The sequence below is a fragment of the Nocardioides sp. IC4_145 genome (genome assembly GCF_011250565.1).
GTDB lineage: Bacteria > Actinomycetota > Actinomycetes > Propionibacteriales > Nocardioidaceae > Nocardioides.
On the sequence record NZ_JAANMS010000002.1, the window covers coordinates 198,895 to 225,783 of the forward strand.

Annotated in this window: 29 protein-coding genes, 1 tRNA gene and 1 pseudogene; 16 read left to right on the forward strand and 15 right to left on the reverse strand. The window is 73.8% G+C overall.

Going from position 1 to position 26,889, the window contains the following annotated elements:
- Positions 1-73 precede the first annotated feature (73 nt).
- From G6553_RS02210 to G6553_RS02225, 4 genes are all read left to right on the forward strand, one after another.
- On the forward strand, positions 74-442 hold the full coding sequence (locus G6553_RS02210; protein ID WP_166188759.1) for a DUF1330 domain-containing protein: 369 nt from the start codon (positions 74-76) through the stop codon (positions 440-442).
- Between the two features lie 102 nt (positions 443-544).
- Complete coding sequence (locus tag G6553_RS02215) at positions 545-943, forward strand: hypothetical protein (protein WP_166188761.1); 399 nt, start codon at positions 545-547, stop codon at positions 941-943.
- A 28-nt stretch (positions 944-971) separates the two neighbouring features.
- The gene (locus G6553_RS02220; RefSeq protein WP_166188763.1) at positions 972-1,622 is read left to right on the forward strand and encodes an AzlC family ABC transporter permease; all 651 of its coding nucleotides are present in this window, start codon (positions 972-974) and stop codon (positions 1,620-1,622) included.
- Positions 1,619-1,924, forward strand: coding sequence for an AzlD domain-containing protein (locus G6553_RS02225; RefSeq protein ID WP_166188764.1), 306 nt, complete (start codon positions 1,619-1,621; stop codon positions 1,922-1,924). The genes G6553_RS02220 and G6553_RS02225 overlap by 4 nt, the downstream gene beginning before the upstream one ends.
- A gap of 285 nt (positions 1,925-2,209) precedes the next feature.
- Here G6553_RS02225 and G6553_RS02235 read toward each other — a convergent pair whose 3' ends face one another.
- Complete coding sequence (locus tag G6553_RS02235) at positions 2,210-3,580, reverse strand: HNH endonuclease signature motif containing protein (protein WP_166188766.1); 1,371 nt, start codon at positions 3,578-3,580, stop codon at positions 2,210-2,212.
- Between the two features lie 78 nt (positions 3,581-3,658).
- Positions 3,659-4,003, reverse strand: a complete 345-nt coding sequence (locus G6553_RS02240; protein WP_207619240.1) for a metalloregulator ArsR/SmtB family transcription factor — start codon at positions 4,001-4,003, stop codon at positions 3,659-3,661.
- An 88-nt stretch (positions 4,004-4,091) separates the two neighbouring features.
- Here G6553_RS02240 and arsM point away from each other — a divergent pair, with 88 nt between their 5' ends.
- From arsM to G6553_RS02255, 3 genes are read left to right on the forward strand one after another with little or no spacing between them, the layout of a single operon-like run.
- Complete coding sequence (gene arsM / locus G6553_RS02245) at positions 4,092-4,910, forward strand: arsenite methyltransferase (RefSeq protein ID WP_166188768.1); 819 nt, start codon at positions 4,092-4,094, stop codon at positions 4,908-4,910.
- Positions 4,907-6,001: an ACR3 family arsenite efflux transporter gene (arsB, locus tag G6553_RS02250; protein ID WP_166188770.1), complete on the forward strand. Its 1,095-nt coding sequence runs from the start codon at positions 4,907-4,909 to the stop codon at positions 5,999-6,001. Before arsM ends, arsB begins: the two co-directional genes overlap by 4 nt.
- Positions 6,002-6,036: 35 nt before the next feature.
- Complete coding sequence (locus G6553_RS02255) at positions 6,037-6,465, forward strand: heat-shock protein HtpX (protein ID WP_166188772.1); 429 nt, start codon at positions 6,037-6,039, stop codon at positions 6,463-6,465.
- A 27-nt stretch (positions 6,466-6,492) separates the two neighbouring features.
- Here the strand turns inward: G6553_RS02255 and G6553_RS02260 are convergent, their stop codons facing one another.
- Both G6553_RS02260 and pgm read right to left on the reverse strand, forming a co-directional pair.
- Positions 6,493-6,897, reverse strand: coding sequence for a VOC family protein (locus G6553_RS02260; RefSeq protein WP_166188774.1), 405 nt, complete (start codon positions 6,895-6,897; stop codon positions 6,493-6,495).
- A gap of 59 nt (positions 6,898-6,956) precedes the next feature.
- Positions 6,957-8,597 carry a phosphoglucomutase (alpha-D-glucose-1,6-bisphosphate-dependent) gene (gene pgm / locus G6553_RS02265; RefSeq protein ID WP_166188776.1) on the reverse strand — a complete coding sequence of 547 codons (1,641 nt, stop codon included), beginning with the start codon at positions 8,595-8,597 and terminating at the stop codon, positions 6,957-6,959.
- A 169-nt stretch (positions 8,598-8,766) separates the two neighbouring features.
- On the opposite strand from pgm, the gene G6553_RS02270 reads away from it, so the two are divergent.
- Positions 8,767-9,561 carry a crotonase/enoyl-CoA hydratase family protein gene (locus tag G6553_RS02270; protein WP_166188778.1) on the forward strand — a complete coding sequence of 265 codons (795 nt, stop codon included), beginning with the start codon at positions 8,767-8,769 and terminating at the stop codon, positions 9,559-9,561.
- Positions 9,562-9,592: 31 nt separating this feature from the next.
- Positions 9,593-11,239, forward strand: a complete 1,647-nt coding sequence (locus tag G6553_RS02275; protein ID WP_166188779.1) for a hypothetical protein — start codon at positions 9,593-9,595, stop codon at positions 11,237-11,239.
- Here the strand turns inward: G6553_RS02275 and G6553_RS02280 are convergent, their stop codons facing one another.
- The 3 genes from G6553_RS02280 to G6553_RS02290 all read right to left on the reverse strand — a co-directional run bounded on the left by G6553_RS02280 (position 11,240) and on the right by G6553_RS02290 (position 13,719).
- Entirely contained in the window at positions 11,240-11,902 is a 663-nt protein-coding gene (locus G6553_RS02280; RefSeq protein WP_166188781.1) for a hypothetical protein, read from the reverse strand.
- 69 nt (positions 11,903-11,971) lie between these two features.
- Positions 11,972-12,907 carry an oxidoreductase gene (locus G6553_RS02285; RefSeq protein ID WP_166188783.1) on the reverse strand — a complete coding sequence of 312 codons (936 nt, stop codon included), beginning with the start codon at positions 12,905-12,907 and terminating at the stop codon, positions 11,972-11,974.
- The gene (locus G6553_RS02290; protein WP_347565448.1) at positions 12,904-13,719 is read right to left on the reverse strand and encodes a maleylpyruvate isomerase family mycothiol-dependent enzyme; all 816 of its coding nucleotides are present in this window, start codon (positions 13,717-13,719) and stop codon (positions 12,904-12,906) included. Before G6553_RS02290 ends, G6553_RS02285 begins: the two co-directional genes overlap by 4 nt.
- Positions 13,720-13,790: 71 nt before the next feature.
- On the opposite strand from G6553_RS02290, the gene G6553_RS02295 reads away from it, so the two are divergent.
- A complete protein-coding gene (locus G6553_RS02295) occupies positions 13,791-15,548 on the forward strand; it encodes a thioredoxin-like domain-containing protein (protein WP_166188785.1) in 1,758 nt (585 codons plus the stop codon).
- Positions 15,549-15,726: 178 nt separating this feature from the next.
- Here the strand turns inward: G6553_RS02295 and G6553_RS02300 are convergent, their stop codons facing one another.
- Entirely contained in the window at positions 15,727-16,329 is a 603-nt protein-coding gene (locus G6553_RS02300; RefSeq protein WP_166188787.1) for a LysE/ArgO family amino acid transporter, read from the reverse strand.
- Positions 16,330-16,409: 80 nt separating this feature from the next.
- On the opposite strand from G6553_RS02300, the gene G6553_RS02305 reads away from it, so the two are divergent.
- Complete coding sequence (locus G6553_RS02305; RefSeq protein WP_166188789.1) at positions 16,410-17,285, forward strand: LysR family transcriptional regulator ArgP; 876 nt, start codon at positions 16,410-16,412, stop codon at positions 17,283-17,285.
- Between the two features lie 81 nt (positions 17,286-17,366).
- Here the strand turns inward: G6553_RS02305 and G6553_RS02310 are convergent, their stop codons facing one another.
- Positions 17,367-19,238 carry an acyl-CoA dehydrogenase gene (locus tag G6553_RS02310; RefSeq protein WP_166188791.1) on the reverse strand — a complete coding sequence of 624 codons (1,872 nt, stop codon included), beginning with the start codon at positions 19,236-19,238 and terminating at the stop codon, positions 17,367-17,369.
- Between the two features lie 251 nt (positions 19,239-19,489).
- Here G6553_RS02310 and G6553_RS02315 point away from each other — a divergent pair, with 251 nt between their 5' ends.
- The 3 genes from G6553_RS02315 to G6553_RS02325 all read left to right on the forward strand — a co-directional run bounded on the left by G6553_RS02315 (position 19,490) and on the right by G6553_RS02325 (position 22,262).
- Positions 19,490-20,398, forward strand: a complete 909-nt coding sequence (locus G6553_RS02315) for a sulfite exporter TauE/SafE family protein (protein ID WP_166188793.1) — start codon at positions 19,490-19,492, stop codon at positions 20,396-20,398.
- Between the two features lie 95 nt (positions 20,399-20,493).
- Positions 20,494-20,952 carry an Rrf2 family transcriptional regulator gene (locus G6553_RS02320; protein ID WP_166188794.1) on the forward strand — a complete coding sequence of 153 codons (459 nt, stop codon included), beginning with the start codon at positions 20,494-20,496 and terminating at the stop codon, positions 20,950-20,952.
- Between the two features lie 860 nt (positions 20,953-21,812).
- Positions 21,813-22,262, forward strand: coding sequence for a nuclear transport factor 2 family protein (locus tag G6553_RS02325; protein WP_166188796.1), 450 nt, complete (start codon positions 21,813-21,815; stop codon positions 22,260-22,262).
- Positions 22,263-22,271: 9 nt separating this feature from the next.
- Here G6553_RS02325 and G6553_RS02330 read toward each other — a convergent pair whose 3' ends face one another.
- From G6553_RS02330 to G6553_RS02340, 3 genes are all read right to left on the reverse strand, one after another.
- On the reverse strand, positions 22,272-22,934 hold the full coding sequence (locus G6553_RS02330) for a DUF2461 domain-containing protein (RefSeq protein ID WP_166188798.1): 663 nt from the start codon (positions 22,932-22,934) through the stop codon (positions 22,272-22,274).
- Positions 22,934-23,009 (reverse strand) — tRNA-Gly (locus G6553_RS02335). The genes G6553_RS02330 and G6553_RS02335 overlap by 1 nt, the downstream gene beginning before the upstream one ends.
- 38 nt (positions 23,010-23,047) lie before the next feature.
- Entirely contained in the window at positions 23,048-23,845 is a 798-nt protein-coding gene (locus tag G6553_RS02340; protein WP_166188799.1) for an SGNH/GDSL hydrolase family protein, read from the reverse strand.
- A 70-nt stretch (positions 23,846-23,915) separates the two neighbouring features.
- Here G6553_RS02340 and dcd point away from each other — a divergent pair, with 70 nt between their 5' ends.
- Positions 23,916-24,491, forward strand: coding sequence for a dCTP deaminase (gene dcd, locus G6553_RS02345; RefSeq protein ID WP_166188801.1), 576 nt, complete (start codon positions 23,916-23,918; stop codon positions 24,489-24,491).
- Between the two features lie 49 nt (positions 24,492-24,540).
- Complete coding sequence (locus G6553_RS02350; RefSeq protein ID WP_166188803.1) at positions 24,541-25,491, forward strand: siderophore-interacting protein; 951 nt, start codon at positions 24,541-24,543, stop codon at positions 25,489-25,491.
- Positions 25,492-25,512: 21 nt separating this feature from the next.
- On the opposite strand, the gene G6553_RS02355 is transcribed toward G6553_RS02350, so the two are convergent.
- The 3 genes and pseudogenes from G6553_RS02355 to G6553_RS02365 form a co-directional block, all read right to left on the reverse strand.
- Positions 25,513-25,665 carry a hypothetical protein gene (locus tag G6553_RS02355; protein WP_166188805.1) on the reverse strand — a complete coding sequence of 51 codons (153 nt, stop codon included), beginning with the start codon at positions 25,663-25,665 and terminating at the stop codon, positions 25,513-25,515.
- Between the two features lie 40 nt (positions 25,666-25,705).
- Positions 25,706-26,545 (reverse strand): DUF4097 family beta strand repeat-containing protein, encoded by an 840-nt coding sequence (locus tag G6553_RS02360; RefSeq protein WP_166188807.1) that lies wholly within the window; start codon positions 26,543-26,545, stop codon positions 25,706-25,708.
- Between the two features lie 82 nt (positions 26,546-26,627).
- Positions 26,628-26,889 (reverse strand): annotated as a pseudogene (locus tag G6553_RS02365) (pilus assembly protein HicB); the annotation flags it as partial.

Here is a 26,889-nt window from a genome sequence, read left to right on the forward strand (position 1 = left end):
CTGTGCGTCCGCCATTCTAGGACCGGACGGGCACCGGGCCCGGAATCGGCGGAGCGAGGGTCGAGGAGCAACGATGGCGGTCGATCCCACGGGAGCAGCGCTGCAGCAGCTGTTGGCGGAGGACCCGGGCGGGCCGGTGGTGATGCTGAACCTGCTGCGGTTCGACCCGGCCGGCGGCGGCGACTACGCGGCGTACTCCCGCAAGGTCGGGACCGACATCCTCCCGCGGTACGGCGCCGAGCTCGTCTACTACGGCCAGGGCTCCACCGCGCTGGTCGCCGAGGACGGCCAGGCGTGGGACGCGGTGATGCTGGTGCGCTACCCCTCGCGGCAGGCGTTCTCGGAGATGCTGGCCGACCCGGAGTTCCAGGCGGTCGCGTCGCTGCGGTCCGAGGCGCTCACCGAGGCGGTGCTTCAGGCGACCGTCCCGCTGGCCCCCTGAGGCCGCAGCCCGGCCAGCGCGGCGGCCCGTTCCACAGCCGGCGGCAGGTGGCGTGGCTGCGGTCGACGTTGGGGGACAGACTGGCCCCGTGAGGCAGATCAAGTGAGGTTCACCGAGCACGAGCTGACCGCCGCCCTGACCGGCGCCGCGAAGACGGTCTTCGCCGCGCAGGACAAGGACGTGCGCCGTGGCAAGCGCGACGTCGACGAGGCGTGGCAGGCGTTGACGACGATCCAGCGGTTCCGCTACCTCGACGCCCTCGGCGACCAGGTGCTGCCCGTGCTCGTCGCGCTGCCCGACGTCGAGGTCGAGCCCGGCACCCGCCCGACGTACTCCGACGAGGACGTCACCCGTGTCGTCGAGGAGAAGGTCGGCGACAGCGTCGGCCGGGTGCGCCGCGCGCTCGTCGTGAAGGGCCGCGTCGCCCTCGTCCAGGCCGCGCTCGCCGCGCTGCCGCCGCGGCAGGACCCCGACGCGCTGATCGTCCCCGACCACCTCTGAGGCCGCGGCCGGCCCGTAGGTTGGGCCGGTGAGCGAGTCGTTCCGTCGGGGGCTGCGGGCGGGCGTGCCCTTCTCGTTCGTCGGGTTCCTGCTCGCGATGTCGTTCGGCGTGCTGGCGGTGCAGGCCGGGTTCAGTGCGGTGCAGGCGATCGTGATGTCGGCGGTGGTCCACGCCGGCTCGGCGCAGTTCGCCGCCACGGCGATCCTGGGCGCAGGTGGCGGCGTGGTGCCGAGCGTCCTGGCGGGCAGCCTGATGAACGCCCGGTTCCTCGCCATGGGCATCGCGGTGGCCCCGTCGCTGGGAGGCGGCCCGGGCCGCCGCGCCCTCCAGGGGCAGACGGTGGTGGACCCGTCGTGGGCGCTCGCCAACAACGGGGACGGCTCGTTCGACCGGCACCTGATGATGGGCGCGACCGTGCCGCAGTACGTCGGTTGGGTCTCCGGCACCGTGGCCGGGGCGTTCCTCGGCGACGTGGCGGGCGACCCCGGCCGGTTCGGCCTCGACGTGGTGTTCCCGGTCTTCTTCCTGGCCCTGCTGGCCGCGGAGCTGCGCGACCCCCGGTCGCGCGGGGTGGCGCTCGCCGGCGCACTGATCGCCCTCGCCCTGGTGCCGTTCACCCCGCCCGGGGTGCCGGTCCTCGCTGCCGGGACCGCCGCGCTCGTGGGTCTGGCGCGATGACCGCCTGGCTGATGATCAGCGCGCTCGCGGTGACGACGGCCCTCATCAAGGCCTTCGGCCCCGTGCTCGTCGGCGGCCGGGAGCTGCCACCGACCGCTGTGAAGGTGATCGCGCTGCTGCCGCCGGTGCTCCTGGCCGCCCTCGTGGTCACCTCCACCCTCAGCGAGGGCCAGCGGCTCCAGGTCGACGCCAGCGCCGCCGGGGTCGCGGTCGCGGCGGTGATGATCTGGCGGCGCCTGCCGTTGCTGGTCGTGGTACTGACCGCCGTCGCGGTGACCGCCACGCTCCGTGCCCTGACCTGACCTGTCCTGACCTGACTCGGTCAGCCCGGGGACCAGGCGACGTAGCGCCGCTGCCAGGGCGTCTCGACGACCCGGCGGTCGTAGCCCCGGCGCACGAACCCGACGGCTTCCTGTGCCGGCACCCCGTCGAGCACGGCCAGGCACGCGAGCGCGGTGCCGGCCCGGCCGCTGCCAACGCACGGCCGCGCACGGCACGGCCGCTCGGCAGCGCCAGGACTCCTGGGGTCGCCGGGTCCCACACCGTTGCCACGGCACGACGGTAGTGCGGCCGGATTGGGCGGCGGATCAGCTGGGAGTAGTGGCGGCGGTGGCCTCGGGCGTGATCTCGGTGGTGCCGGTGGGTCCGCGGAGGTAGTGGCGGCCGTGGGGGTCGGTCCAGAGGTGGACGCCGGGGTCGATGACGGGGTCGAGGGGTCGGTAGTGCCAGCCGGTGTGGGTCTTGAGGCGGTGGTGTCGGCGGCACAGGGGTGCGAGGTTGTGGGGGCAGGTCGGGCCGCCGATGGCGTGGGTCTGGGTGTGGTCGCAGTCGCAGGAGCGGGCGGGGCGGGCGCACCAGGGGAAGACGCATGGGGGTTCGCGGTGGGCGACCTGGTCGCGGAGCCGGTCGGGGACCTCGTACTGCTCGGCGTGGGCGTGCTCGGCGAGGTCGAGGACGGGCTGGACGGTCAGGTGGGTGTCGGTGCGGCCGCACCAGGAGCGGATGACCTGCTCGAGCTCGGGGCGGCCGGCGGTCTCGTTGCGGCCGACGGGCTCGAGGCCCCAGAGGCCGGCCTCGGTGAGGTGGAGGTGGAGCACGGTGCGGGTGCTGGGTCGGGTGGGCCGGTCGCCATGGAGGAGGGCGTCGGCTGCGGCGGGGTCGGCGAGGACGCCGACGGCCATGGAGCGGCGGACGTCGAGGGACTGCCCGTGCCCGGCCTGACCGTCCTGCCCCAGCACGGTGGCGAGGCGGGTGATGGTCTGGTCGACGTCGTGGAGGTCCTTCCAGTCGCCGCGCACGACGAGCTCGGCGATGCCGGTGTGGTTGAGGGTGCGCTCGTCGAGACGGACGAAGCGTCGGTCGAGGGCGGCGAGCTGGGTGAGCTCGCGTTCCTCGGCGTGCAGGCGCAGCATCGCCTCGTCGATGATCCGGTCGAGACGGGTGACGCCGATGGCGCCGGCGACGGGGGCGACGTGGTCGTCGACGTACGTCGTGACGTCGTCAGGCCGGCCCAGGACGGCCTGAGCGATGCGGCGGGCCCGCCAGGCGGCGACCTCGCCGGCCAGCGTGCGGCCCCAGACCCTGGGCAGGCGGTGGCGCAGCACCAACGCGTCGCGGATCAGCGCCTGCCCGGCCTCGGTGGACATGGCGTTGGCCGCGGCGAACGCGGCCGGTGCGTCCCAGCGCACCAGCGGGATCCCGGACAGCTCGTCACCGGCCACGTCGGCGTCCGGGTCGTCGTCGGTCCCCGAGGCCCTCGGGGGTGAGCCGGGCACACCCCACGCCTGCTGGCCGTCCAGCACCGGGTGCGCGTGCGCCCACTCGACCGCCAGGACCAGCAGCTCCACCTCGGCGGCGTCCGCCGCCCTCCTCGCCGCGCGCACCCGGTCCAGCAGGGCGCCGGGCGTGACGGCGTCGTCTGCCAGGTCGGCCACGGGGGCGAGGGTGGAGGTGGTCATGGGTTCATGATATACGAACACGCGTTCGACGACAATGGTTGCCGAGAACCTGGGGAGCGAGTCGCAGGGTCCCTCGGGCTACGGCTCGAGTGCGCTGCTGAGTGCCGCGAGCGTGTCGTCGACGACGCGGTAGAACGCCCAGCGCCCGCGCTGCTCGCGGGTGACCAGGCCGGCGTCGACCAGCTGCTTCATGTGGTGCGAGACGGTCGGCTGCGCGAGCCCGACCGGCTCGGTCAGGTCGCAGATGCACGCCTCGCGATCGGGCTGCGCGGCGATCAGCGAGAGCAGACGCACCCGGGTCGGGTCGCCGAGCGCCTTGAACATCCGTGCCAGCCTGCCGGCCTCGTCGGCGTCGAGCACGCCGCCGGTGACCGTCGAGCAGCACGCGGTGGTGTCGAGGACGGGGAGACTTCTGGCCGGCATGGGTCCAGCCTGACATACGCATTGACATCCGTCGATAGATGGACGACGCTCGACCCATCGACAGGCCCCGATGGATGAGAGCAGGGCGATGACCAGCACGAGCGAATCCCGCACGACCGACGACCAGCTCCGCGAGCAGGTCCGCGCCCGCTACGCCGAAACCGCCAGCGCCGTGGCCGGCGGCGCCACCAACCTCGAGCTGAACCACGCGCTGCAGGTGGCCGGAGACGCCGACTGCGGCTCGTGCTGCGGCGGCGACGTGGCGGTCGACGAGTCGTTCGGCGCCGTGCTCTACAGCGACGACGACCAGCAGGGCCTGCCCGCCGAGGCGGTCGCGGCCAGCCTGGGCTGCGGCAACCCGACGGCGGTCGCGGACCTGCGGGCGGGGGAGCGGGTCCTCGACCTGGGGTCCGGCGGCGGCATCGACGTGCTCCTCTCGGCCCGCCGCGTCGGTCCGACCGGCTTCGTGCACGGCGTCGACATGACCGACGAGATGCTCGAGCTCGCGCGCGCCAACGCGGCCAGGGCCGGCGCGACCAACGTCGAGTTCCTCCGGGGCACCATCGAGGACGTGCCGCTCCCCGACGCCTCTGTGGACGTGGTCATCTCCAACTGCGTCATCAACCTGTCCGTCGACAAGCCCCAGGTCATCTCCGAGATGCACCGCGTCCTCGTCCCCGGCGGGCGGATCGGCATCTCCGACGTGGTGGCGGAGGACCACCTGACCCCCGGGGACCGCGCCGAGCGTGGGTCGTACGTCGGCTGCATCGCCGGCGCCCTCTCCCGCACGGAGTACGTCGACGCCCTCACGGCCGCCGGGTTCGTCGACGCCGAGGTCGACTTCACCCACGAGGCCGTCCCCGGCATGCACGGCGCGATCATCCGCGCGACGAAGCCGGGCGCATGACGAGCGCGCCGTCGACCGCCGGCACTCGAGAGACGCAGGCGGTCCCGCGGCTCTCGACGCTGGACCGCTACCTCCCGCTGTGGATCGGCCTCGCGATGGTCGCCGGCCTGCTCGCAGGCCGGTGGGTGCCCGGCATCGCCGACGCCCTCGACGCGGTCACCGTCGGCTCGGTCTCGCTGCCGATCGCCCTCGGCTTGCTGGTGATGATGTACCCGGTGCTGGCCAAGGTCCGGTACGACGAGGTCGGCCTGGTCGCGCGCGACCGCCGGATGATGGCGCTCTCGCTGGTCCTCAACTGGGTCCTCGGCCCGGCGCTGATGTTCGCCCTGGCCTGGCTGTTCCTGCCCGACCTCCCGGAGTACCGCACCGGGCTGATCATCGTCGGGCTCGCCCGTTGCATCGCCATGGTCATCATCTGGAACGACCTCGCCTGCGGCGACCGCGAGGCCGCCGCCGTGCTGGTGGCGGTCAACTCCGTCTTCCAGGTGCTCGCGTTCGCCGTGCTCGGCTGGTTCTACCTCGACCTGCTGCCCGGCTGGCTCGGGCTGTCCACCACCGGGCTCGACGTCTCGCCGTGGGAGATCGCCGGCAGCGTCGTCGTCTTCCTCGGGGTCCCGCTCGTCGCCGGGTACCTCACCCGCCGCCTCGGCGAGGCGAGGCGCGGCCGCGACTGGTACGAGCAGCGCCTCCTGCCCCGGATCGGTCCGTGGGCGCTCTACGGCCTGCTGTTCACCATCGTCGTCCTCTTCGCACTCCAGGGCGAGGCGATCACCGGCAAGCCGCTCGACGTCGCCCGCATCGCGGTGCCGCTCGTCCTCTACTTCGTGCTGATGTGGGCCGGGTCCCTGCTGCTGGCGCGTCAGGTCGGGCTCGGGTACGCCCGGTCGACCACCGTCGCCTTCACCGCGGCCGGGAACAACTTCGAGCTCGCCATCGCGGTGGCGATCGCGGTCTTCGGCGTCACCAGCGGCCAGGCCCTCGCCGGCGTCGTCGGCCCGCTCATCGAGGTCCCCGTGCTCGTCGGCCTCGTGTACGTCAGCCTCTGGGCGCGTCGCTTCTTCCCCGGCCCCCGAGCGGGGGCCGCCTCGTGACCGCCGCGCCGTCGGACCGGTCCGCGGGAGGCCGCGTGCCGCAGGTGGTCTTCGCGTGCGTCCGCAACGGCGGCCGGTCCGTGGTCGCGCGGCTGCTGACCGAGCACTACGCCCAGGGACGGGTCGTCGCGCTCTCCGCCGGCACGCAGCCCGGCGAGCACGTCCACCCCGAGGTCGCCGGCGCGCTCGAGCGGCTTGGGCTGGACACCTCGCGTGAGCACCCGAAGCGCCTCACCCCGGACATGGTCGCCGCCAGCGACCTCGCCATCACGCTCGGCTGCGGCGAGGAGTGCCCCTACGTCCCGGGCGTCGTCTACCGCGACTGGCCCGTCGACGACCCCGGCGGGCAGGACCCGGCCGTCGTGCGCCGGATCATCGGCGACCTCGACACGCGGGTGCGCGACCTGCTGCGCGAGCTCGCGCCGGGCCTCGACCTGGCGCCGAGCGTGTGCGGCGACCGCTGACCGAAGAGTCCGGACGGTCCGGACAGGTCAGGACGACGGCGGGTGCTCTCCGAGGCAGAAGAGGTTGCCCTCGGGGTCCGCGAGCGTCGTCCAGCGCACCCACGGCACCTCCTCCAGCACGTCCCACTTCCACTCCGCGCCGGCCGCGACGAGCCGCTCGACCTCGGCCTCACGGCTGCCCCAGGGCACGGTGAGGTCGAGGTGGAGCCGGTTGCCCTCCTCGTCCGAGCGCTGCATGAACATCATCCCGAAGCCTCCGGGTGCGGGCTGGAGGATCACCAGGCCCGGCATCGGTGTCGTGGCGGGGACGCCGAGGACCGCGGACCAGAAGGCCCCCAGCCGTTCGGGGTCGTCGGCGGCGACGTTGACGGCGCCGAGGCTGATCGCCGTCGGGGACGTGGTGGGCGAGGGGACATCCGGTGAGCTCGTCATGACGGCACGCTAGGACCGCCCGCCGACAGTCGCCAGGCCTCGCGGGTCGGCTCGCCCGGTCAACCCAGCGCCGCGCTGACGAGCGCCTGCGCCTCCTCCTGGACCTGCGCGAGGTGCTCGGGGCCGCGGAACGACTCGGCGTACACCTTGTAGACGTCCTCGGTGCCGGACGGGCGGGCGGCGAACCAGGCCGACTCCGTCGTGACCTTGAGCCCGCCGATCGCCGCGCCGTTGCCGGGCGCCTCGGTGAGCGTGGCGGTGATCGGCTCGCCGGCGAGCTCGGTGGCGGTGACGTCGGCGGCGGACAGCTTCGACAGCGCGGCCTTCTGCTCGCGGGTGGCGGGGGCGTCGATCCGGGCGTACGCCGGCTCGCCGTGCGCGGCGACGAGGTCGGCGTAGTGCGCCGAGGGGGAGCGACCGGTGTGCGCGACGATCTCCGAGGCCAGCAGCGCGAGGATGATCCCGTCCTTGTCGGTGGTCCACACGCTGCCGTCCCGGCGCAGGAACGACGCGCCCGCCGACTCCTCGCCGCCGAAGCCGAACGACCCGTCGACCAGCCCCGGCACGAACCACTTGAACCCGACCGGCACCTCGACCATCGGCCGGCCCAGCGACGCCGCGACGCGGTCGATCATCGAGGACGACACCAGCGTCTTGCCGATCCGCGCCCCCTCCGGCCACCCCGGCCGGGCACCGCCGAACAGGTGCTGGATGGCGACGGCGAGGAAGTGGTTGGGGTTCATCAGCCCGGCGTCCGGCGTGACGATGCCGTGCCGGTCGGCGTCGGCGTCGTTGCCGGTGGCGATGTCGTGATCGGCCCGCCGCTCGATGAGCGAGGCCATCGCGTGCGGGGAGGAGCAGTCCATCCGGATCTTCCCGTCCCAGTCCAGCGTCATGAACCGCCAGGTCGGGTCGACGAGCGGGTTGACGACGGTGAGGTCGAGGCCGTGCCGGTCGGCGATCTCCGACCAGTACGCCACGGACGCGCCGCCGAGCGGGTCGGCGCCGATCCGCACGCCGGCGGCCCGGATCGCCTCGACATCGACCACGGAGGGCAGGTCGTCGACGTAGGTGCCGAGGAAGTCGTAGGAGCCGGCGGTGGCCCGGGCCCGCGCGAACGGGACGCGGCGCACGTCGGCGAGGCCACCGGCGATCAGGGCGTTGGCCCGCGCGGCGATCGCCGAGGTGGCGTCGCTGCCGGCGGGGCCGCCGTGGGGCGGGTTGTACTTGAAGCCGCCGTCGGTCGGCGGGTTGTGCGACGGGGTGACGACGATGCCGTCGGCGAGCCCGGAGCCGGTGGTGCGCGCGCCGTTCGCGCGCAGGATCGCGTGGGAGACGGCCGGCGTCGGGGTGTAGCCGTCGCGGGAGTCGACCAGCACGGTCACGTCGTTGGCGACGAGCACCTCCAGCGCCGAGGCCCAGGCCGGCTCCGACAGCGCGTGGGTGTCGCGGCCGAGGAAGAGCGGGCCGTCGTACCCCTGCTCGCGCCGGTGGTCGCAGATCGCCTGCGTCGTGGCGAGGATGTGGGTCTCGTTGAACGAGGTCGACAGCGACGTCCCGCGGTGGCCGCTGGTGCCGAACGCGACCTGCTGCGCGACGTCCTCGGGGTCGGGCACCCCGGTGTAGTAGGCGGTGACGAGGTGCGCCACGTCGACGAGGTCCCGGGGTTCCGCGGGCTGTCCCGCGCGCTGGTCGGCCACGTCGGGATCATTGCCCACCAGGCCCGTAAATGAGTCACGGCCGCTGGTGGTTTCCTCGCACGTGGGGGGACGACGAGGAGCACCAGCGGCCGGACGAGCACCAATCTACCCGTACGCCGTCCGCTCGGCCACACCTGGTGCCGGCGAGTCCGCTCCCTAGGATTCGCGCATGACCGTGACCTGCACGATCGACGACGGCATCGCCCAGGTGCGGCTCGCCCGCCCGGAGAAGCTGAACGCGCTGACCCTGCCGATCCTCGCCGAGCTGGCCGCGACCGGGCACCGGCTGCGGCGCGACCGCACCGTCCGCGCGGTCGTCATCGCCGGCGAGGGCGACGCGTTCTGCGCCGGCCTCGACTTCGCGGACGTCCTGCGCAAGCCGGCCGCGATCGTGCCGGCGTTCCTGCCGGTGCCCTGGCGCGGCACCAACACCTTCCAGGAGGCGTGCTGGGCCTGGCGCCGCCTGCCGGTGCCGGTGGTCGCGGCGGTCCACGGCCACTGTCTCGGCGGCGGCCTGCAGATCGCGCTCGCGGCCGACTTCCGGATCGCCTCGCCCGACTCGCGGTGGTCGGTGCTCGAGGGCAAGTGGGGGATCATCCCCGACATGACCGGCATCCGGTCGCTGACCGAGCTGGTCGGCCCGGACACCGCGAAGCTGCTGACGATGACCGCCGACGTCGTCTCCGGCACGGAGGCGCACGACCTCGGGCTGGTCACCGAGCTGGCGTCGGACCCGGTGGAGGCCGCCACCGCGCTCGCCCGCCGCCTGGCCACCCGCTCGCCGGACCAGCTGGCCGCGGCCAAGCGGCTGCTGGAGGGCGCGACGAGCCGCAGTGCGCGGCGCACGTTCGCGCTCGAGCGGCTCGAGCAGGCACAGCTGCTGTTCCTGCGCAACACCGCGACGGCACGCAAGGCGGCGTTCAAGGGCGCCACCGCGGCGTTCGGCCCGCGCGTCCGTCGCTGAGCAGCGGCGCACGCCCCTAGGCTCGGCCCCCGTGAGAGGCGCCGGGAAGAGCCGTGCGGCCGGGCTGAGGTTCCCGCGCACGATCGTCCTCGTCGCGCTGGCGGCGGCCACCTGGGCGCTCGGGCCGCTCGTGGTGCTGGTCGCGCTGCTCACCCTGGCCGTGCCGCGGGTCCGCCGCTGGTGGCGACCGACCTGGCGCGTGATTGCCGGCTGGGTGGTCGGCGTGCTCGCGGTGGTCGGCGTCGTCGTGGCCCTGCCCGACGGCGCCCTGCCGATCCCGCCGGGCGCCGGGGCGGTGGTGACGCCGGGCTACACCGGCCGGCCGTTCACCGCACAGCCGGTCGAGCTCGACGTGCCGCAGCACCCGTTCCTCGCCCCGAACGGCCTCAGCTCGATGCACCACGACGCGTGGGCCACCGACGCCACCGTCCACCCCGGCCCGCTCGGCGAGTCCCCGCGGGTCGAGACCGCGTGGTACGGCCTCGAGGAGTGCGCCACGCTCGCCTTCGACCGCCACGAGCGGCTCGTCGCGCTCTGCGGCGACCTCCAGGGGCCGCGCATGCACGTGCTCGACCCGGAGTCGATGCGGCCGCTGGTCAGCAAGGACCTCCCCGACCGACCCGACGTCGAGGGCAAGCAGCCGTGGGAGAACCTCTGCGCCGGCGCGTACTTCTACCTCGACGCCGAGGACCGCGCGGTCGTCGCCACCACCGACCGCCGCGTCCTCGTCGTCGCCACCTCCGACGCCGACGGCGACGCGGACCTGACCACCGAGGCGACCTACGACCTGTCCGCGGAGGTGCCGGCCGACGACTGCCTGATCGCGGTGCTCCCGGACTGGCAGGGCCGGATCTGGTTCGTCAGCCAGGACGGCCGCACCGGCTTCGTCGAGCCCGGGTCGGGCGACGTCGCCGCGCTCGAGCTCGACGAGGAGATCGCGAACTCCTTCGCCACCGACACCGACGGCGCCGTGTACGTCGTCACCACCGCCGCGCTCTACCGGCTCGAGGTGTCGCCGGCCGGGCTCCCGCGGGTGCGGTGGCGCACGCCGTACGACCGCGGCTCGCGGCAGAAGTCCGGTCAGGTCTCCCAGGGCAGCGGCACCACGCCGACGATCCTGCCCGGCGGCGTCGTCGCGATCACCGACAACGCCAGCCCGCGCATGCACGTCCAGATGTACGGCACCCGCCGCGGGCGGATGATCTGCCAGGTGGCGGTCTTCGGCGACGACGCGAGCGCCACCGACAACTCCCTCGTCTCGGTCGGCACCGGCGTGGTCGTCGAGAACAACGCCGGCTACACCGGTCCCTGGCGCACGGTGCTCGGCCGCACGACGCCCGGCGGCTTCGCGCGCGTGGACCTCGTGACCGGCGAGGACGGCGAGCGCACCTGCGAGACCGTGTGGACCTCGGAGGTCTCCGCGCCCACGTCGGTCCCGAAGCTGTCGCTCGCCACCGGCCTGCTCTACGCCTACGAGAAGCGGTCGAGCGTCTGGGGCGCGAACGCGTGGTACCTCGTCGCGCTCGACGTCCGCACCGGCCGCACGGCGTACCGCGTCCGCACCGGGATCGGCACGCTGTTCAACAACCACTACTCGGCCGTCACGCTCGCTCCCGACGGATCGGCGTACGTCGCCACGCTGGCCGGCATGGTCCGCGTCCGCGACCGCAAGGACTGATCAGTCCCGCTCCTGCTCCTCCCTCGCCTGCTCGTCGCGCTTGCGGCGGCGGTTCACCTCGCCGCGGGCGAGGAGGAAGGCGAGGGCGACCGGCCAGACGTAGCCGAGCACGTCGGTCACGCGGCGGACCCAGCCGGGCACCTCGAGGTCGAAGCGCGGGATCGGCAGGTCGATGTCCGGCCACGGGATCGACGGCAGGTCGATGTCGGGCCACGGGATCGAGGGCAGGTCCGGCCACGGGACATCGATGTCGGGCAGGAACCGCGAGAGCAGCCCGAGCAGCACCGGCACGGCGATGATCGCGATCGCGATGCCGGCCTTCTGGGCGGCGTACCGGTTCGGGTGGGCGAGCAGCCGCTCCTCGTGCTGCGCGGCGGGCGAGCCCGCCTCGGGCACCAGGTCGGTGCCGCCGACGCCGACGAGCGCGCCGGCGAGGTCGTCGTGCACGCTGGCACGCCGTGGCGCCCCGAGCACGCTGAACTTGACCTTGACCGCGCCGAGGTCGGGGTGGTCGTCGCCGGAGTCGATCTCGACGGTGTCCTCGGCGGAGCGCTTCTCGGCGACCAGCTCGCCGTCGACGTACCACCGCAGCGAGCGTCGCACCGACCCCTCGGCCTCCACCCGGTGGTGGCGGCCGGCGACGGTGCGCTCCCAGACCTGCATGCGCCCGACGTTAGGCGCGCCGACCGGCGGGCGCATCGGCCGGGGGTCGGCGCCCCGGGCGACCTTGGTCTAGGGGTAGCTGACCCCCGTCACCTCTTCGCTGATCTCCCACAGCCGCCGCTGGGCGACCTCGTCGTGGGAGAGCCGGTTGCTCGCGACGACGCGCGGCGGGCCGGAGGCCTCCTGGAGCCCGCCGGGGCCGCAGTACGTCGCACCGGGCAGGTCGGCGGTCGCCGCCATGAGCGTCGGCTCGGCGCCGGCCGCGGCGGACTGGGAGACCGCGCGGATGGCCGCGTCGAGGATGCTGGCGATGCCGCCCGAGGAACGGCCGTACTGCCCGTTCGCCGCCAGGTGCGTGCCCGCGAAGCCCGGGTGCGCGGCCAGCGCCTTGACCGGCAGCTCCGCGCGGCGCAGCCGCCGGTCGAGCTCGTAGGTGAACAGCAGGTTCGCGAGCTTGGTCTGGCCATAAGTCGGCCACCGCGAGTAGCGGCCCTGCTGCGCCCGGGGGTCGCCGAGCGGGGCGCTGCGGGCGACACGGTGGAACTGCGAGCTCACCGCCACGACGCGGCCGTCCTCGCTCGCGACCAGCTGCGGCAGCAGCAGTCCGGTCAGCAGGAACGGGCCGAAGTGGTTGGTCGCCATCTGCAGCTCGAGGCCGTCGGCGGTGCGGGAGTACGGCGTGCCCATCACGCCCGCGTTGTTGACCAGCAGGTCGATCGGCCCGAGCCCCGCCGCCTCGGCCGCGCCGCGGCGTACCGAGGAGAGGTCGGCCAGGTCGACGACCAGCTTCTCCAGCGAGGCGTGCGGCACCTCGTCGAGGATGGTCCGCTCGGTGGTGTCGAGCTTGTCCTGGGTGCGGCCGGCGAGGACCACGCGCGCGCCGCGCCGGGCCAGCTCGAGCGCGGTGTGGTGGCCGAGGCCGCCGACGCTGGTGCCGGTGACCAGCGCGGTGCGGCCGGCCTGGTCCGGGATGTCGGCGAGCGTCCAGGCGTCGGTCGCGGTCACGGGGTGGTCGCCATCTGTGCGAGGACCTGCTGCGCGAGGGCCTCGTCGCCCGCGACCACCACCGCGGCCGCGGCGTCGGGGCGACGGCCGCCGGCGAGCACCACGAACGTCTCGCGGTCCATCCGCAGCGTCGCGTCGGCCTGCTCGGGCGCGGTCGGGAGCCGCTCGCCGCGGCCCTGCTCGTTGACGGTGAACGCCGCCGGGGCGCTGCCCTCGACCTCGACCAGCAGCGTGGTGCCGGCCGGGGCGCCGACCCGCTTGGCCAGCACGAAGCCCATGCTCTCGAGGAGGTAGTCGGCCGTGTGCTGGGCCGCCGGGGTGTCCATCCCCCCGGGGCGGCCGACCGCGCGGCGTACGTCCTGCTCGTGCATCCACACGTCCAGCGGCCGGTTGCGCAGCAGCGTCTCCCAGCTCCACGGCACGCCGCCGAAGATCCGCTCGGGCTTCGCGGACCCGTCGGTCGGCGGGTCGGCCAGCAGGGCGGTGTGCCGGGCCGTGGCCGCCTCGCGGATCTCGATGATCAGCTCGTCGGGCGTGGCGGTACGCCGGTTGGCCGGGCCGATCTCTGTGTAGAGCCCCATCATCGACGTCACGTGCGGCGGCTCGCCGACCTCGGCGTGCTCCTCGGCGCCGGTCGCCAGCACCTTCTCCAGGTGAGCGACGTGCGCCACGACCGCGCGGACGTCCCAGCCCGCGAGGTCGGTCGGCGTGGACCACTCCTCCTCGGGCAGCTTCTCCAGCAGCGAGGTGAGGGCGTCGACCGCCTGCCACCAGACCTCGACGTACCCCGCCAGCCGTTCCTGATCGCTCACGCCCCGGAGCCTACTGATCGCCGCAGGCCGCTGGTCGCCCGTGCCGAGGGGCGGTGGGTGAGGATGGGCGCATGCGCGTGCGTGCTCCCGAGCTGGTCGGTCGCGGCTGGCTCAACACCGACGGCCCCCTCCACCTGGCGGACCTCCGCGGCCGCTTCGTCCTGCTCGACTTCTGGACCTTCTGCTGCATCAACTGCCTGCACGTCCTCGACGAGCTCAAGCCGGTCGAGGAGAAGCACGCCGGCGAGCTGGTCGTCATCGGTGTGCACTCGCCCAAGTTCGTCCACGAGGCCGACCCGGACGCGCTGCGCGCCGCCGTCGAGCGCTACTCGGTCACCCACCCCGTCCTCGACGACCCCGAGCTGGTCACCTGGCAGGCCTACACCGCCCGCGCCTGGCCGACGCTCGTGCTGGTCGACCCGGAGGGCTACGTCGTCGGGCAGTACGCCGGCGAGGGCCACGCCCACGCGATCGACGCGCTGCTGACTGAGCTGGTCGCGGAGCACCGGGCGAAGGGCACGCTCCAGCCCGGCGACTCGCCGTACGTCCCGCCCGTCGTCGAGCCCACCGACCTCCGCTTCCCCGCCTCGGCCGTGCCGCTGCCCGACGGGCGGGTGCTCGTCGCCGACGCCGGCCACGACGAGGTCGTCGAGCTCGGTGCCGGCGGTGGGGTGCTGCGCCGGTTCGGTGGCTTCCGGGAGCCCAACGGCCTCTGCCTGCTGCCCGAGGACGTCGCCGCCGAGGTGGGGTACGACGTCGTGGTCGCCGACACCGTCGGCCACCGGCTCCACGGGCTGGCGCTCGCCGACGGCTCGACCCGCGTGCTCGCCGGCGACGGCCAGCAGCTGATGCCGGGCGACGGCAGCGACCGGCTCTCCAGCCCGTGGGACGTCGCCTGGTGGCGCGACCGGGTCTGGGTCGCGATGGCCGGCATCCACCAGCTGTGGACGTTCGACCCGCGCACCGGGGTCGTCGAGGTCGCGGTCGGCACCGGCAACGAGGGGCTGCTCGACGGCCCGGCCCCCGAGGCGTGGCTGGCCCAGACCTCGCGGCTCGCGCCCGACGGCGACCGGCTGTGGCTGGCCGACAGCGAGACCTCGTCGGTCCGCTGGCTCGACGCCTCCGGACCCTCTCTCGAGGTGCGGACCGCGGTCGGCACCGGCCTGTTCGACTTCGGCTTCCGCGACGGCCCGGCCGACCAGGCGCTGCTCCAGCACCCGCTCGGCGTGACGGTCCTGCCCGACGGCTCGGTCGCGGTCTGCGACACCTACAACGGGGCGGTCCGCCGGCTCGCCGTCACCGCCGGGGAGCCGGGCGAGGTCACCACGCTCGCCACCGGCCTCGCCGAGCCGTCCGCGGCGTACGTCGACGGGCCGGACCTGGTGGTCGTCGAGTCCGGCGCGCACCGGCTGGCCCGGGTGCCGCTCGGCAGCGCAGGCACGCGCACCGAGGGTTTCGCCCACTCCACGCAGCGGCCGGTCACCGAGGTGCCGGCGACGCTCGAGCTGGTCGTGTCGTTCACCCCGCCGCCGGGACAGAAGGTCGACGACCGGTTCGGCCCGCCGGCGCAGCTGATGGTCGAGGCGACCCCGCCCCAGCTCGTCCGCGAGGGCGGCGGCCGCGGCACCGACCTGACCCGGACGATCGTGCTGGACCCGCACGTCGGCGACGGCGTGCTCCACGTGGCCGCCCGGGCCGCGTCGTGCGACGCCGACGGCGGCGAGGGCGCCGCCTGCCACCTGCACCAGCAGGACTGGGGCGTCCCCGTCCGGGTTGTCGCCGGCGCGGACGGGCGGCTCGTGCTGCCGCTGGGCGGGGTCGAGGCGTAGCCGCCGGGCCCTGTAGGGGTCCCCGGTTCACCGGGGACCCCCTCGCTTCCCACGGCAGATCTCCCGTGGCGAGCGAGGGATTGCCCCGGTATGTGGTGGCCGTGGGGCCGGTGGGACGCCGCCCACCGGGCCGGCCAGCCAGCCCTCGACGAGCGAGCCGGCGACCAGCCCGCGGGCCCTACCCGCCCGTCGCCAGCCGGACCGCGATCGCCAGCATCACGACGCCGATCAGCACGTCCAGCACCTGCCAGGCGCGCGGGCTCGCGAGGAACCGCGCGAGCAGCCGAGCGCCGTAGCCCAGCCCGCTGAACCACAGCACGCTCGCCAGGCACGCCCCGACCGCGAACCACCACCGTCCGCCGGACCCGTGCGTCGCCGCCACCGAGCCGAGCAGCAGGACCGTGTCGAGGTAGACGTGGGGGTTGAGCCAGGTGAGCGCGAGCGCCCGCAGCGCCGCCGACCGGCGCGAGAGCCGGGCGCCCCCGGCGGCCGCCAGGGCGTCGGGCCGCCGCGCGCGGAGCAGCGACGAGACGCCGTACCAGGTCAGGAAGGCGACGCCGAGCCAGCGCACCACGTCGATCGCGGCTGGCGCGCGCTCGACGATCGTGCCGATGCCCGCGACGCCGGCGAGGATCAGCACTAGGTCGGAGACCGCGCAGATCGCCACGACCAGGCCGACGTGGTCGCGGGCGAGCCCCTGGCGCAGGACGTAGGCGTTCTGCGCGCCGATCGCGACGATGAGCGCGAGGCCGGTCGCCGTGCCGGTCAGGAAGTGGTCCACGCCGGGAACGCTACGGTCGCGCCGACCTGCGCGCCAACGAAGGTTCCTGCAGATCCTGAAGTGCTGCTTAAGTGGGCAACGTGCACCTCGATCCCGCCTGGCTCGCCGCGCTGACCGCGATCGCCGACCACGGCACGTTCGACGCCGCGGCCCGCCACCTCCACCTCACCCCGAGCGCGGTCAGCCAGCGCATCCGTGCGCTGGAGTCCGAGGTCGGCCAGGTCGTCGTCCGCCGCACGGTGCCGGCCGAGCCGACCGCTGCCGGTGAGGCGCTGCTCCGCCTCGCGCGGCAGACGACGCTCCTGCACGAGGAGGCGCTGCGCGAGCTCGGCGGCCACGAGGGCGGCGTCGCCCGGCTGCCGGTCGCGGTCAACGCCGACTCGCTGGCGACCTGGTTCCACGACGTCCTCGGCGCGGTCGCGCACCGTGGGGACGTCGCGCTCCAGCTGCACGTGCTCGACCAGGCCTGGTCGGCCGACCTGCTGCGCGCCGGCACCGTGCTCGCCGCGGTCACCAGCGACCCGGTGGCCGTCCAGGGCTGCTCGGTCGAGCCCCTCGGCACCCTGCGGTACGCCGCCGCGGCGGCGCCGTCGTTGACCGAGCGGTTCCGCCGGGGTCGTGGCGTCGACTGGTCGGCGATGCCGGTCGTGGTCTTCGACGACAAGGACGCGCTGCAGCACGAGCTGCTCGGCGGCCGCGGCCTGGGGCTGCCGCCGGTGGTGCACCGGGTGCCGACGTCGGCCGACTTCCTCGAGGCGGTCCGGGTCGGGCTCGGCTGGGGCGCGCTGCCCGAGCCGCAGCTGCTGCCCGACCTCGACACGGGCCGCTTGGTCCGGCTCGACGCGCGCCGGCACCTCGACGTACCCCTCCACTGGCAGCGCTGGCGGCTGCGCTCGTCGCTGCTCGACACCCTCTCCGACGACGTGCGCCGGGCGGCCCGCCGGGTCCTGCGCTGAGGCAGGCCGGAACGGCGACGCCCCCGGGCTCCTTGCGGAGACCGGGGGCGTCGTACGTCGTGCGGTGCCGTCAGACGAGGATCAGAACGCGCTCTCGTCGAGGTCCATCAGCGACAGGTCGGTCGCCTCGGCGATCGCCCGCTCGGCGCTGACGCGCGGCAGGTTGGTGGCGGCGAAGAACTGCGCCGCCGCGACCTTGCCCTCGTAGAACGCCTGGTCCTTGCCGGCGTCGCCGCCGAGCTTCTCCAGGGCGACCTCGGCCTGGCGCAGCAGCAGCCACGCGCAGACGACGTCACCGAGCGCCATGAGCAGGCGCGTGGTGTTGAGGCCGACCTTGTAGATGTTGCGCAGCTCGTCCTGGGCCGACATCAGGTCGTTGATGAGGTGGCCGACCATCGCGTTGGCGTCGTCGAGCGCGGTGGCGAGCAGCTGGCGCTCGTTCTTGAGGCGCCCGTTGCCGGCCTCGCTGTCGATGAACGCCTGGATCTCGCCCGCGATGTGGCCCAGGGCGCGGCCCTGGTCCTTGACGATCTTGCGGAAGAAGAAGTCCTGGCCCTGGATCGCCGTGGTGCCCTCGTAGAGGGTGTCGATCTTGGCGTCGCGGACGTACTGCTCGATCGGGTACTCCTGCAGGAAGCCGGAGCCGCCGAAGGTCTGCAGCGACTCGGTGCCCAGCAGCACCCACGAGCGCTCCGAGCCGTAGCCCTTGACGATCGGGAGCAGCAGGTCGTTGACGGCCTCGGCGAGCTTGGTCTCGTCGGTGTCCATCGCGCCGTTGTGCTGGGCGAGCTGGACCTTGTCCTGCCAGCTGGCGGTGTAGAGCACCAGCGAGCGCATGGCCTCGGCGAAGGACTTCTGCACCATCAGCGAGCGGCGCACGTCGGGGTGGTGGGTGATCGTGACGCGCGGCGCGGTCTTGTCCGAGGCCTGGGTGAGGTCGGCGCCCTGGACGCGGGACTTGGCGTAGTCGAGCGCGTTGAGGTAGCCGGTCGACAGGGTCGCGATCGCCTTGGTGCCGACGAGCATGCGGGCGTTCTCGATGACCTGGAACATCTGCGCGATGCCGTCGTGGACCTCGCCGAGCAGCCAGCCGCGGGCCGGCTCGCCGCCACCGACGGAGGTGTCACCGAAGGTGACCTCGCAGGTGTTGGAGACCTTGATGCCCATCTTGTGCTCGACGTTGGTGACGTAGACGCCGTTGCGCTCGCCGGTCAGCTCGCCGGTCTCCACGTCGAAGTGGTGCTTGGGCACGAGGAAGAGGGACAGGCCCTTGGTGCCCGGGCCGCCCGCACCCTCGACGCCCACGGGGCGCGCGAGCGTGAGGTGCATGATGTTCTCGCTCATGTCGTGCTCGCCGGACGTGATGAAGCGCTTGACGCCCTCGATGTTCCACGTGCCGTCGTCGTTCGGGGTGGCCTTGGTGCGGCCGGCGCCGACGTCGGAGCCCGCGTCGGGCTCGGTCAGCACCATCGTGGCGCCCCACTGGCGCTCGATCATGTGCGAGGCGATCTTCTTGTCGCGCTCGTTGCCGTTGCGGTGGACGATGTCGGCGAACGACGGGCCGGCGGCGTACATCCACACCGGGGCGTTCGCGCCGAGCACCATCTCGCCGAGCGCCCAGACCAGGCTGGAGGGTGCCGGCGTCCCGCCGAGCTCCTCGCTGATCTGCAGGCGCCAGTACTCGGAGTCCATCCAGGCCTGGTAGCTCTTCTGGAACGACTCCGGCACGGGAGCGGTGTGCGTGGCCGGGTCGAAGACCGGCGGGTTGCGGTCGCTGTCCTCGAAGGACGCCGCCAGGTCCTCGCGGGCGAGCCGGTCGACCTCGGCGAGGATCGCGCGGGCCGTCTCGGAGTCCACCTCGGCGAACGGGCCGGTGCCGAGGACCTCGTCGCGGCCCAGCACCTCGAAGAGGTTGAACTCGATGTCGCGGAGGTTGCTCTTGTAGTGGCTCACTGCTCCACCTTCATCTCGTGAATGTGTGTCCGGGGCCTGCCAGCACACGTCTACTACTGGTCAGTAACTTCAATGGTAAGCGGGCGCCCGGGGGCGTGCAAGCGGCCGGGGTCGGCGGCGCGCGGTGGTCCAGCGCCACGCCGAGTGGATCGGCTAAGTCGACTGAACTAGGCAATTAACGTGTTACGGTCCTCCATGTCCAGCTCAGTCGGTGGCGGTGCAGCCATCGAACGCAGATCAGGGGTCCACCCATGCGCAAGCTCATCGTCCTCGGTTTCGTAGGACTTCTCGCCCAGCTCATCGACGGTTCGCTCGGGATGGCGTACGGCGTCACGTCGTCGACCCTCCTGCTGGCCGCCGGCATCGCCCCGGCCGCCGCCTCGGCCGCCGTCCACTTCTCCGAGATCGGGACCTCGCTGGTCTCCGGCTTCTCCCACCACAAGCTCGGCAACGTCGACTGGCGGACCGTCTCGATCCTGGCGCTGCCGGGCTTCGTCGGCGCCTTCGCCGGCGCGACGTTCCTCTCCAACCTCGACGGCGACTCGGCGAAGCCGTGGGTCGCGGGCATCCTGCTCGGCCTCGGCATCTACGTGATCTGGCGGTTCCTGGTGCTCGGCGGTCGCCGACCCACCTTCAAGAGCCGGCCCTCCGCGCGGATGCTCGCCCCGATGGGCCTCGTCGGCGGCGCGCTCGACGCCGTCGGCGGTGGCGGCTGGGGCCCGGTGGGCACCACCACGCTGCTCTCCTCCGGCCGCCTCGAGCCCCGCAAGGTCGTCGGCTCGATCGACACCTCGGAGTTCGTCGTCGCCGTGGGTGGCTCGCTGGGCTTCATCCTCGCGCTGGGCTCGCAGGGCATCGAGTGGGAGATCGCCGGTGCGCTGCTCGCGGGCGGCGTGATCGCCGCCCCGATCGCCGCCTGGCTGGTCAAGAAGCTGGCGGCCCGGGTCCTCGGCGTCGCGGCCGGTGGCCTGATCGTGCTGACCAACACCAAGACGATCGGCGAGTCCTTCGGCGCCTCGGGCACGACCGTCGCCGTCATCGCCGCCGTCCTCTTCGTCGCCTGGGTGACCGGCATCGTGTGGGCGGTCAAGCAGGAACGCCTCGCCCGCGCCCTCGAGGCGGCGCAGGACCGCGAGCCCGAGCTCGCACCCGTCGGGTGACGCCCGTGCCCGGATCGGTCGTCGGCCGCGGGGTCGGCGGGGCGGTTGGGCGGGAGTCGAGTGTCCCGATCGACTTCTCTGCCAGACTGGGCGCCATGCGCGTCTCCGCCAAGTCCGACTACGCCCTGCGTGCGCTGATCGAGATGGCCGGCCGTGCGGACGGCAAGGCGGTGAGCGCCGAGGAGCTCGGCCGGCTGCAGGAGATCCCGCACGGCTTCCTCCAGGCGATCCTGGCCGACCTCCGGCGCGCCGGCGTGGTGATCTCCCAGCGCGGCCAGTCCGGCGGCTGGCGGATGGGGCGCCCCGCCGCCGAGGTCTCGGTCGCCGACGTCATCCGGGCGGTCGACGGCCCGCTCGTCTCGGTCTACGGCCTGCGGCCCGAGGCCGTCACCTACAACGACTCGGCCGAGGTGCTCCAGCACGTGTGGATCGCCGCCCGCCGGTCCCTGCGCGACGTCTTCGAGCAGACCTCCATCCAGGCGCTCGCCGACGGCAAGCTGCCCAAGGCGGTCACCTCCCGCACGGCCGACGAGGACGCCTGGCAGCCGCACTGACCTTCGTCGCCCGGGGCCTCGGGCGGGGTGCCGGGCAGCAGGTCGGCCGGCTCGCCGTGCACCCGCACGCCGGACACGGCCAGCGCGCGGACCCAGGAGAGGGCCAGCGCGGTGCGCCGGGCGCGCTCCCCGTCGTCGACCGTCGGGTCGACCGTCTGGTCGACCGACGCGGGCGGCCGGCCCATCGCGCGGGGCGCTGTCGGAGGCAGGGCGACGCCGACCAGGTCGGCGAGCGCTCGTCGGACCGTCTCGCCCGCGCACCGGCAGCCCGGCAGCACCACGACGTGGACCCGCCCCGGGTCGCGGAGCGCCGGGACCCACCGGTCCAGCACGTCGACCAGGTCGGTCGCCGGGTCACCGGCGCGGCACTGCCCGTCCGGGGCGGTCACGGTGAGCACCAGGCGCGGCCGCATCCCTGCGAGCTGGTCGAGCAGCAGGTCGACCGCAGGCCGGTCGAGCGCCGCGAGCATCCGCTCGGACACGACCACCGCCCGGGTGGAGCGGCGCTGGCGGCGTGCCTCCCGGCACACCTCCGCCCAGGCGCCCTCCACGTCGCGGCGCCGGAAGCCCCAGGCGCGGTGGTCCCACGCGAGCTCCACGGCGGCGCGGAAGACGCCCTCGGGCGTCCCCGCGCGGCGTACTCCCCGCACGGCGAGGGTGTCGGCGTGCTCGGTGAGCACGTCCTCGACCAGGTCCGTGCCCAGGCGGGAGGGGCCGAGGTGGAGGAACACGTCGCGGCGGGCCATGCCGTCACGGTCGCCCACCGCCTCGACGCGCCGCCGTCATCGGGTTGAACGGACGGCGACGGCTCGGTCACGCGAGGACTAGAACGCGTTCTCGTTCCGCGCTACGTTGCGCGGATGATCACCTCCGACGCCATCGTCTGGAACGCGCCGAACGACCCGCACCCGGCCCGCGCGGCCTCGCAGCGGTCCTACTCCGCGGTGGCCGAGGGCGACCTGGCCGAGTGGCTGACGGTGTACGCCGAGGACGCGGTGCTCGAGGACCCGGTCGGTCCGTCGATGTTCGACCCCGAGGGGCGCGGCCACCACGGCCACGCCGGCATCTCGGCGTTCTGGGAGAAGGCGATCGCGCCGATCGACCGCTTCGAGTTCACCATCGAGCAGTCCATGGCCAACGGCAACACCTGCGCCAACGTCGGCCGGATCCGGACGTCGTTCGCGGACGGCAGCCACACGACCACCGAGCTGGTGATGGTGTACGTCGTGCACGAGGACGGCCGGGTCGCCTCGATGAAGGCCTACTGGGAGCCCGAGCGCACGATGGCGAGCTTCACGCCCGCCTCCTGACCCCGCGGGTCAGACGGTGGTGTGGCGGGCGACCCACTCCACCAGCGGCCGCAGCGCGCACCAGTCCTCGCGGACCACGTCGAGCAGCTCGGGGGTGTGGATCACCGGCTCGAAGCCGATGACGTGCCCGAGGCTCAGCGACCGGTGCCGCAGCAGGTCGATGCGCGGGTGGTCCGCGTCGTACCCCCGCGGCGAGGTCTTGAGGCGGTCGCCGCCGCGCTCCCAGCCGGCCGCCTCCAGCCCGCCGACGATCTCCTCGAGCTCGGCGCCGAGCTGGTCGTGGTCGACGGCGCCGCGGTACGCCGCCAGCCGGCCCGCGCTCGCCTCGTAGAACCCGCCGCCGGTCCGCACCCCGCGCGGCGACACCTCGACGTACCACCCGGTCGACTCCGCGGCCCGCACGAACGCGCCCTGGTGGGTCTTGAAGGGCGTCTTGTCCTTGGCGAACCGGACGTCGCGGTGCGGCCGGAACACCTTGGCCGCCCCGAACTCCGGCTCCAGCGCCGCGCACAACGCCTCCACCGGCGCCCGCACCTGGGTCAGGTAGGTGTCCTTGTGCTTCTCCCAGAACGAGCGGGTGTTGTCGACCTCGAGGTCGTCGTAGAAGTCCAGGGCGGCGACGGGGATGCCCGCGAACGGGGGCTGCGCCGGTGATGGGGAGGACGGTGACATGGAGCGGATGACGAGACTCGAACTCGCGACATCGACCTTGGGAAGGTCGCGCTCTACCAACTGAGCTACATCCGCATGCCGGGGTGTGACCCGACGGCGTGGAGTCTAGGGGATCACTCGCCGCCGGGTGAGACGACCCGGCCGATCGTGGGGAACTTCGGCTCGACGAGGTCGCCGGAGGAGCGCCCGGTGAGGCGGCGCTGGATCCACGGCGCCAGGTAGCCCCGGGCCCACGCAGCGTCGGCGCGGAGCCGCTCGCGCCGGGTGAGCGTCGGCAGGTCCGGCAGGGGGAGCGGCTCGAGGTCGTGCTCGACGCCGAGCGCGTCGAGGACCATCATCGCGGTGACCTGGTGGCCGGCGGGGCCGAGGTGCATCCGGTCGACGTCCCACAGGCGCGGGTCGTGGGCGGCGACGTCGTACGGCAGCCGCTGCGCGACCCGCCACGAGTCGGCGATGGTGGCGCCGTGGCGGTCGGCGATCGAGCGCACGTGCTCGTTGTAGAGGGCGAACCGCCCGCGGATCGGCGCGTAGATGCCGCCGCTGCCGGGGTCGAAGGCGGTGAAGAGCACGATCCGGGCGCCGGAGGCGGCGAGCTTGCCGACGGCGACGTCGTACTCCTCGGCGAGCGCGTCGAGGTCGACCTTGGGTCGGACGATGTCGTTGGCGCCGGCGTACAGCGTGACCAGGTCGGGCTCGAGCGCGAGGGCGGGCTCGACCTGCTCGCGGAGGATAGCGTCGAGCTTGCGGCCGCGGATGGCCAGGTTGGCGTAGCCGAAGTCGGGCTCCTTCGCCGCGAGCACCTCCGCGACCCGGTCGGCCCAGCCGCGCAGGCCGTTGGGACGGGTGGGGTCGGGGTCACCGACCCCCTCGGTGAACGAGTCGCCGAGGGCGACGTACCGCGAGAACGCCATGGGCACCATTGTCCGCCCGGGCCGTCCCGAGGAGCGGGCGGGGGCCCGCGGTGGCCGGTAGGTTGACGCCGTGCTGCTCTCTGACCGCGACATCGTCGCCGAGCTCGACGCAGGACGGGTCGCGCTCGACCCCTGGGACCCCGCGATGCTGCAGCCGTCGTCGGTCGACGTGCGGCTCGACCGGTACTTCCGGGTCTTCGAGAACCACCGCTACCCGCACATCGACCCGGCGGCCGACCAGTCGGACCTGACCCGGATGGTGGAGCCGGAGGGCGACGAGCCGTTCATCCTGCACCCGGGTGAGTTCGTGCTGGGCTCGACGTACGAGGTCGTCAGCCTCCCCGACGACATCGCCGCGCGCGTCGAGGGCAAGTCCAGCCTCGGCCGGCTCGGGCTGCTCACCCACGCGACCGCCGGCTTCGTCGACCCCGGGTTCTCCGGCCACGTGACCCTCGAGCTGGCCAACGTCGCGACGCTGCCGATCAAGCTCTACCCGGGCATGAAGATCGGGCAGTTCTGCTTCTTCCGGCTGACGTCGCCCTCGCAGCACCCGTACGGCTCGGAGAAGTACGGCTCGCGCTACCAGGGCCAGCGCGGCCCCACCCCGTCCCGCTCGTTCCAGTCGTTCCACCGCACACCCATCTGAGCGCATGTAAGGTGAGCCTAAGTAAGGCCACCCTCGCGATCGGACCCCGATGACCACGCTCAGCTCGCCCGCCCTCCCGCTCCTGCTGGAGGAGGTCGAGGTCGTCTCCGTGCAGCGGCTCTCGCCGAGCTTCGTCCGGGTCGAGCTCGGGTCGCCCGCGCTGGCCGAGTTCGGTGTCGACCAGCCGCTCTACGACCAGCGGATCAAGCTGATCTTCCCGCCGGCCGGCGGTGCGCTGGAGTCCTTCGCCGGGGCCGACGAGGGCTGGATGCAGGCGTGGTACGCCCGTCCGGCCGAGGAGCGCGGCCACATGCGCACCTACACGATCCGCGACGTGCGCGGCGAGGGCGCCGAGACCCGGATCGTCGTCGACATGGTGCTCCACGACGCCGACGGCCACGCCGGTCCGGGCGGCACCTGGGCCGCGCGGGCGAGCGTGGGCGACCGGATCGCGCTGATGTGCCCGCGGCGCGGGATGCCCTTCGGTGGCATCGAGTTCGTCCCCGGCGCGGCCACCCGGGTGGTGCTCGTCGCCGACGAGACCGCCGTGCCCGCGGCGTGCGCGACGCTCGCGCTGCTGCCGAACGACGCGCAGGGTGCGGCGTTCCTCGAGGTGCCGCTGTCGGCCGACGTGCAGACCGTCCAGCACCCCGAGGGCGTCACCGTCACCTGGCTGCCGCGCGACGGCGCCGAGCTCGGCTCCCTCCTGGCCCCCGCGGTGCTGGAGCACCTCGGCGCCCCGGCGGTCGTCGCGGAGGTCGCCGACGACGAGGTCGACCCGGACCTGTGGGAGACCCCGATGTACTCCTCCTCCGGCGAGATCGAGGCGCCGCTGGAGGCCGCGCCCGAGGCAGGCACCGACGGCGTCTACGCCTGGATCGCGGGGGAGTCCAAGGTCGTCACCTCGCTGCGCCGCGCGCTCGTCAACGAGCTCGGCATGGACCGCCGGCAGGTGTCGTTCATGGGCTACTGGCGCCGCGGCGTCGCGATGAGGTCCTGACGCCCTCGGAGGAGGCCGGCCTCAGCCGTCCAGCCGGTCGGCGAACCGGCGCAGGCTCGTCGCCAGCTGGTGGCGTCGCGAGGACCGCGACCGCGGCTCGGTGACGCGGGCGAGGCGCTCGGTGGTCCGGTGCCGGACCTCGGCCTCGAGGAGGTAGTGGTGGTCGCCGTTCACGGGATGGCTCCTGCTCGCTCGTGGGGTGCTCGGGGAGAAGTCAGGCCGGGGCGAGCAGCACGTCGCCGCTGACCGTGCGGGCGCGGACCTCGACGTGGTCCTGGCCCGGCTCGGGCGCGCCGGTGCTCGGCACCTCCGAGCGCACCGACCCGGTGACGGAGGTGATGTCGGCCCACACCGGCGTACCGTCGCGGACGCCGATCCGGACGTCACCCGACGCGCCCTTGGCGGTCACGCGGCCGCGCAGCGCCGAGCCGATCCGCAGGTCGCCGCTGCCGGTGGCGAGCGAGACGTCGGTGCGGGCCTCGGTGACGACGAGGTCGCCCGAGCCGGTCTTCACGGCGACCGGCCCGTCGTTGCTGTCGACCACGACGGTCCCCGAGCCGGTCGAGACGGCCAGGGCCGCGGCGGCGTGCCCGACGCAGACCTCACCGGACCCGCTCTTCACCCGCAGCTCGCCGCCGGACTCGCCGACGACGACGGCACCCGAACCGGTCTCGACGGTCGCCGGGCCGCCCAGCTCCTCGACGCGTACGTCGCCGGAGCCGGTGCGCAGCTGCGTGCGACCGACCCGGCCGGTGACCGTGACGTCCGCGCTGCCGGTGCGCACGACGACGCGGCTGTCGGTGGGGGCCTCGACCTCGACGACCAGCGACCGGTCGCCGGTGAGGAAGCCGGCCCGCCGTCGGGGGCCGATGACCGAGACCTGCTCGGTCCCGAGCTCGAGGTGGACGGCGTCGGCGTCGTGGCCGGTGACCCGCACCGACGTCTCGCCGGTCGTGGTCGCGGTGACGCGCACCGCGCCGTCGGTGACCTCCACGTAGAGGTCGACCGGGCCGGCGGCCGGGTGGCGGTGCTCAGTGGTGCGTGGTGCGTTCACGGGTGCTCCTCGAGGGTGTGGTCGGCCGCGGGGCCGGCCGTTCGCCGGTCCCGAGGTCGGGGAGTGGGAAGGGGTGAGGCGGCTAGAGCCAGCCGTTGAGCCGGCGGTTGCCGCGGCGGCCGAGCGGGTCGCCCCCGCCGAGGAAGGGGATGCTCGAGAGGTCGATGTCGACGCTGATCGCGCCCTCGCGGGTGGCGCCGCGGACGACGTTCACCAACCAGGTGTTCAGGGACTGGCCCGACCGGCCGGCCAGCTCCTCGGCGCGGGTCTTGACCGACTCGGGCAGCCGGAGGGTGATCCGGGTGACGGCGTCGTCCTCCGGGTCGGCCTCGGAGGCGGGCGGC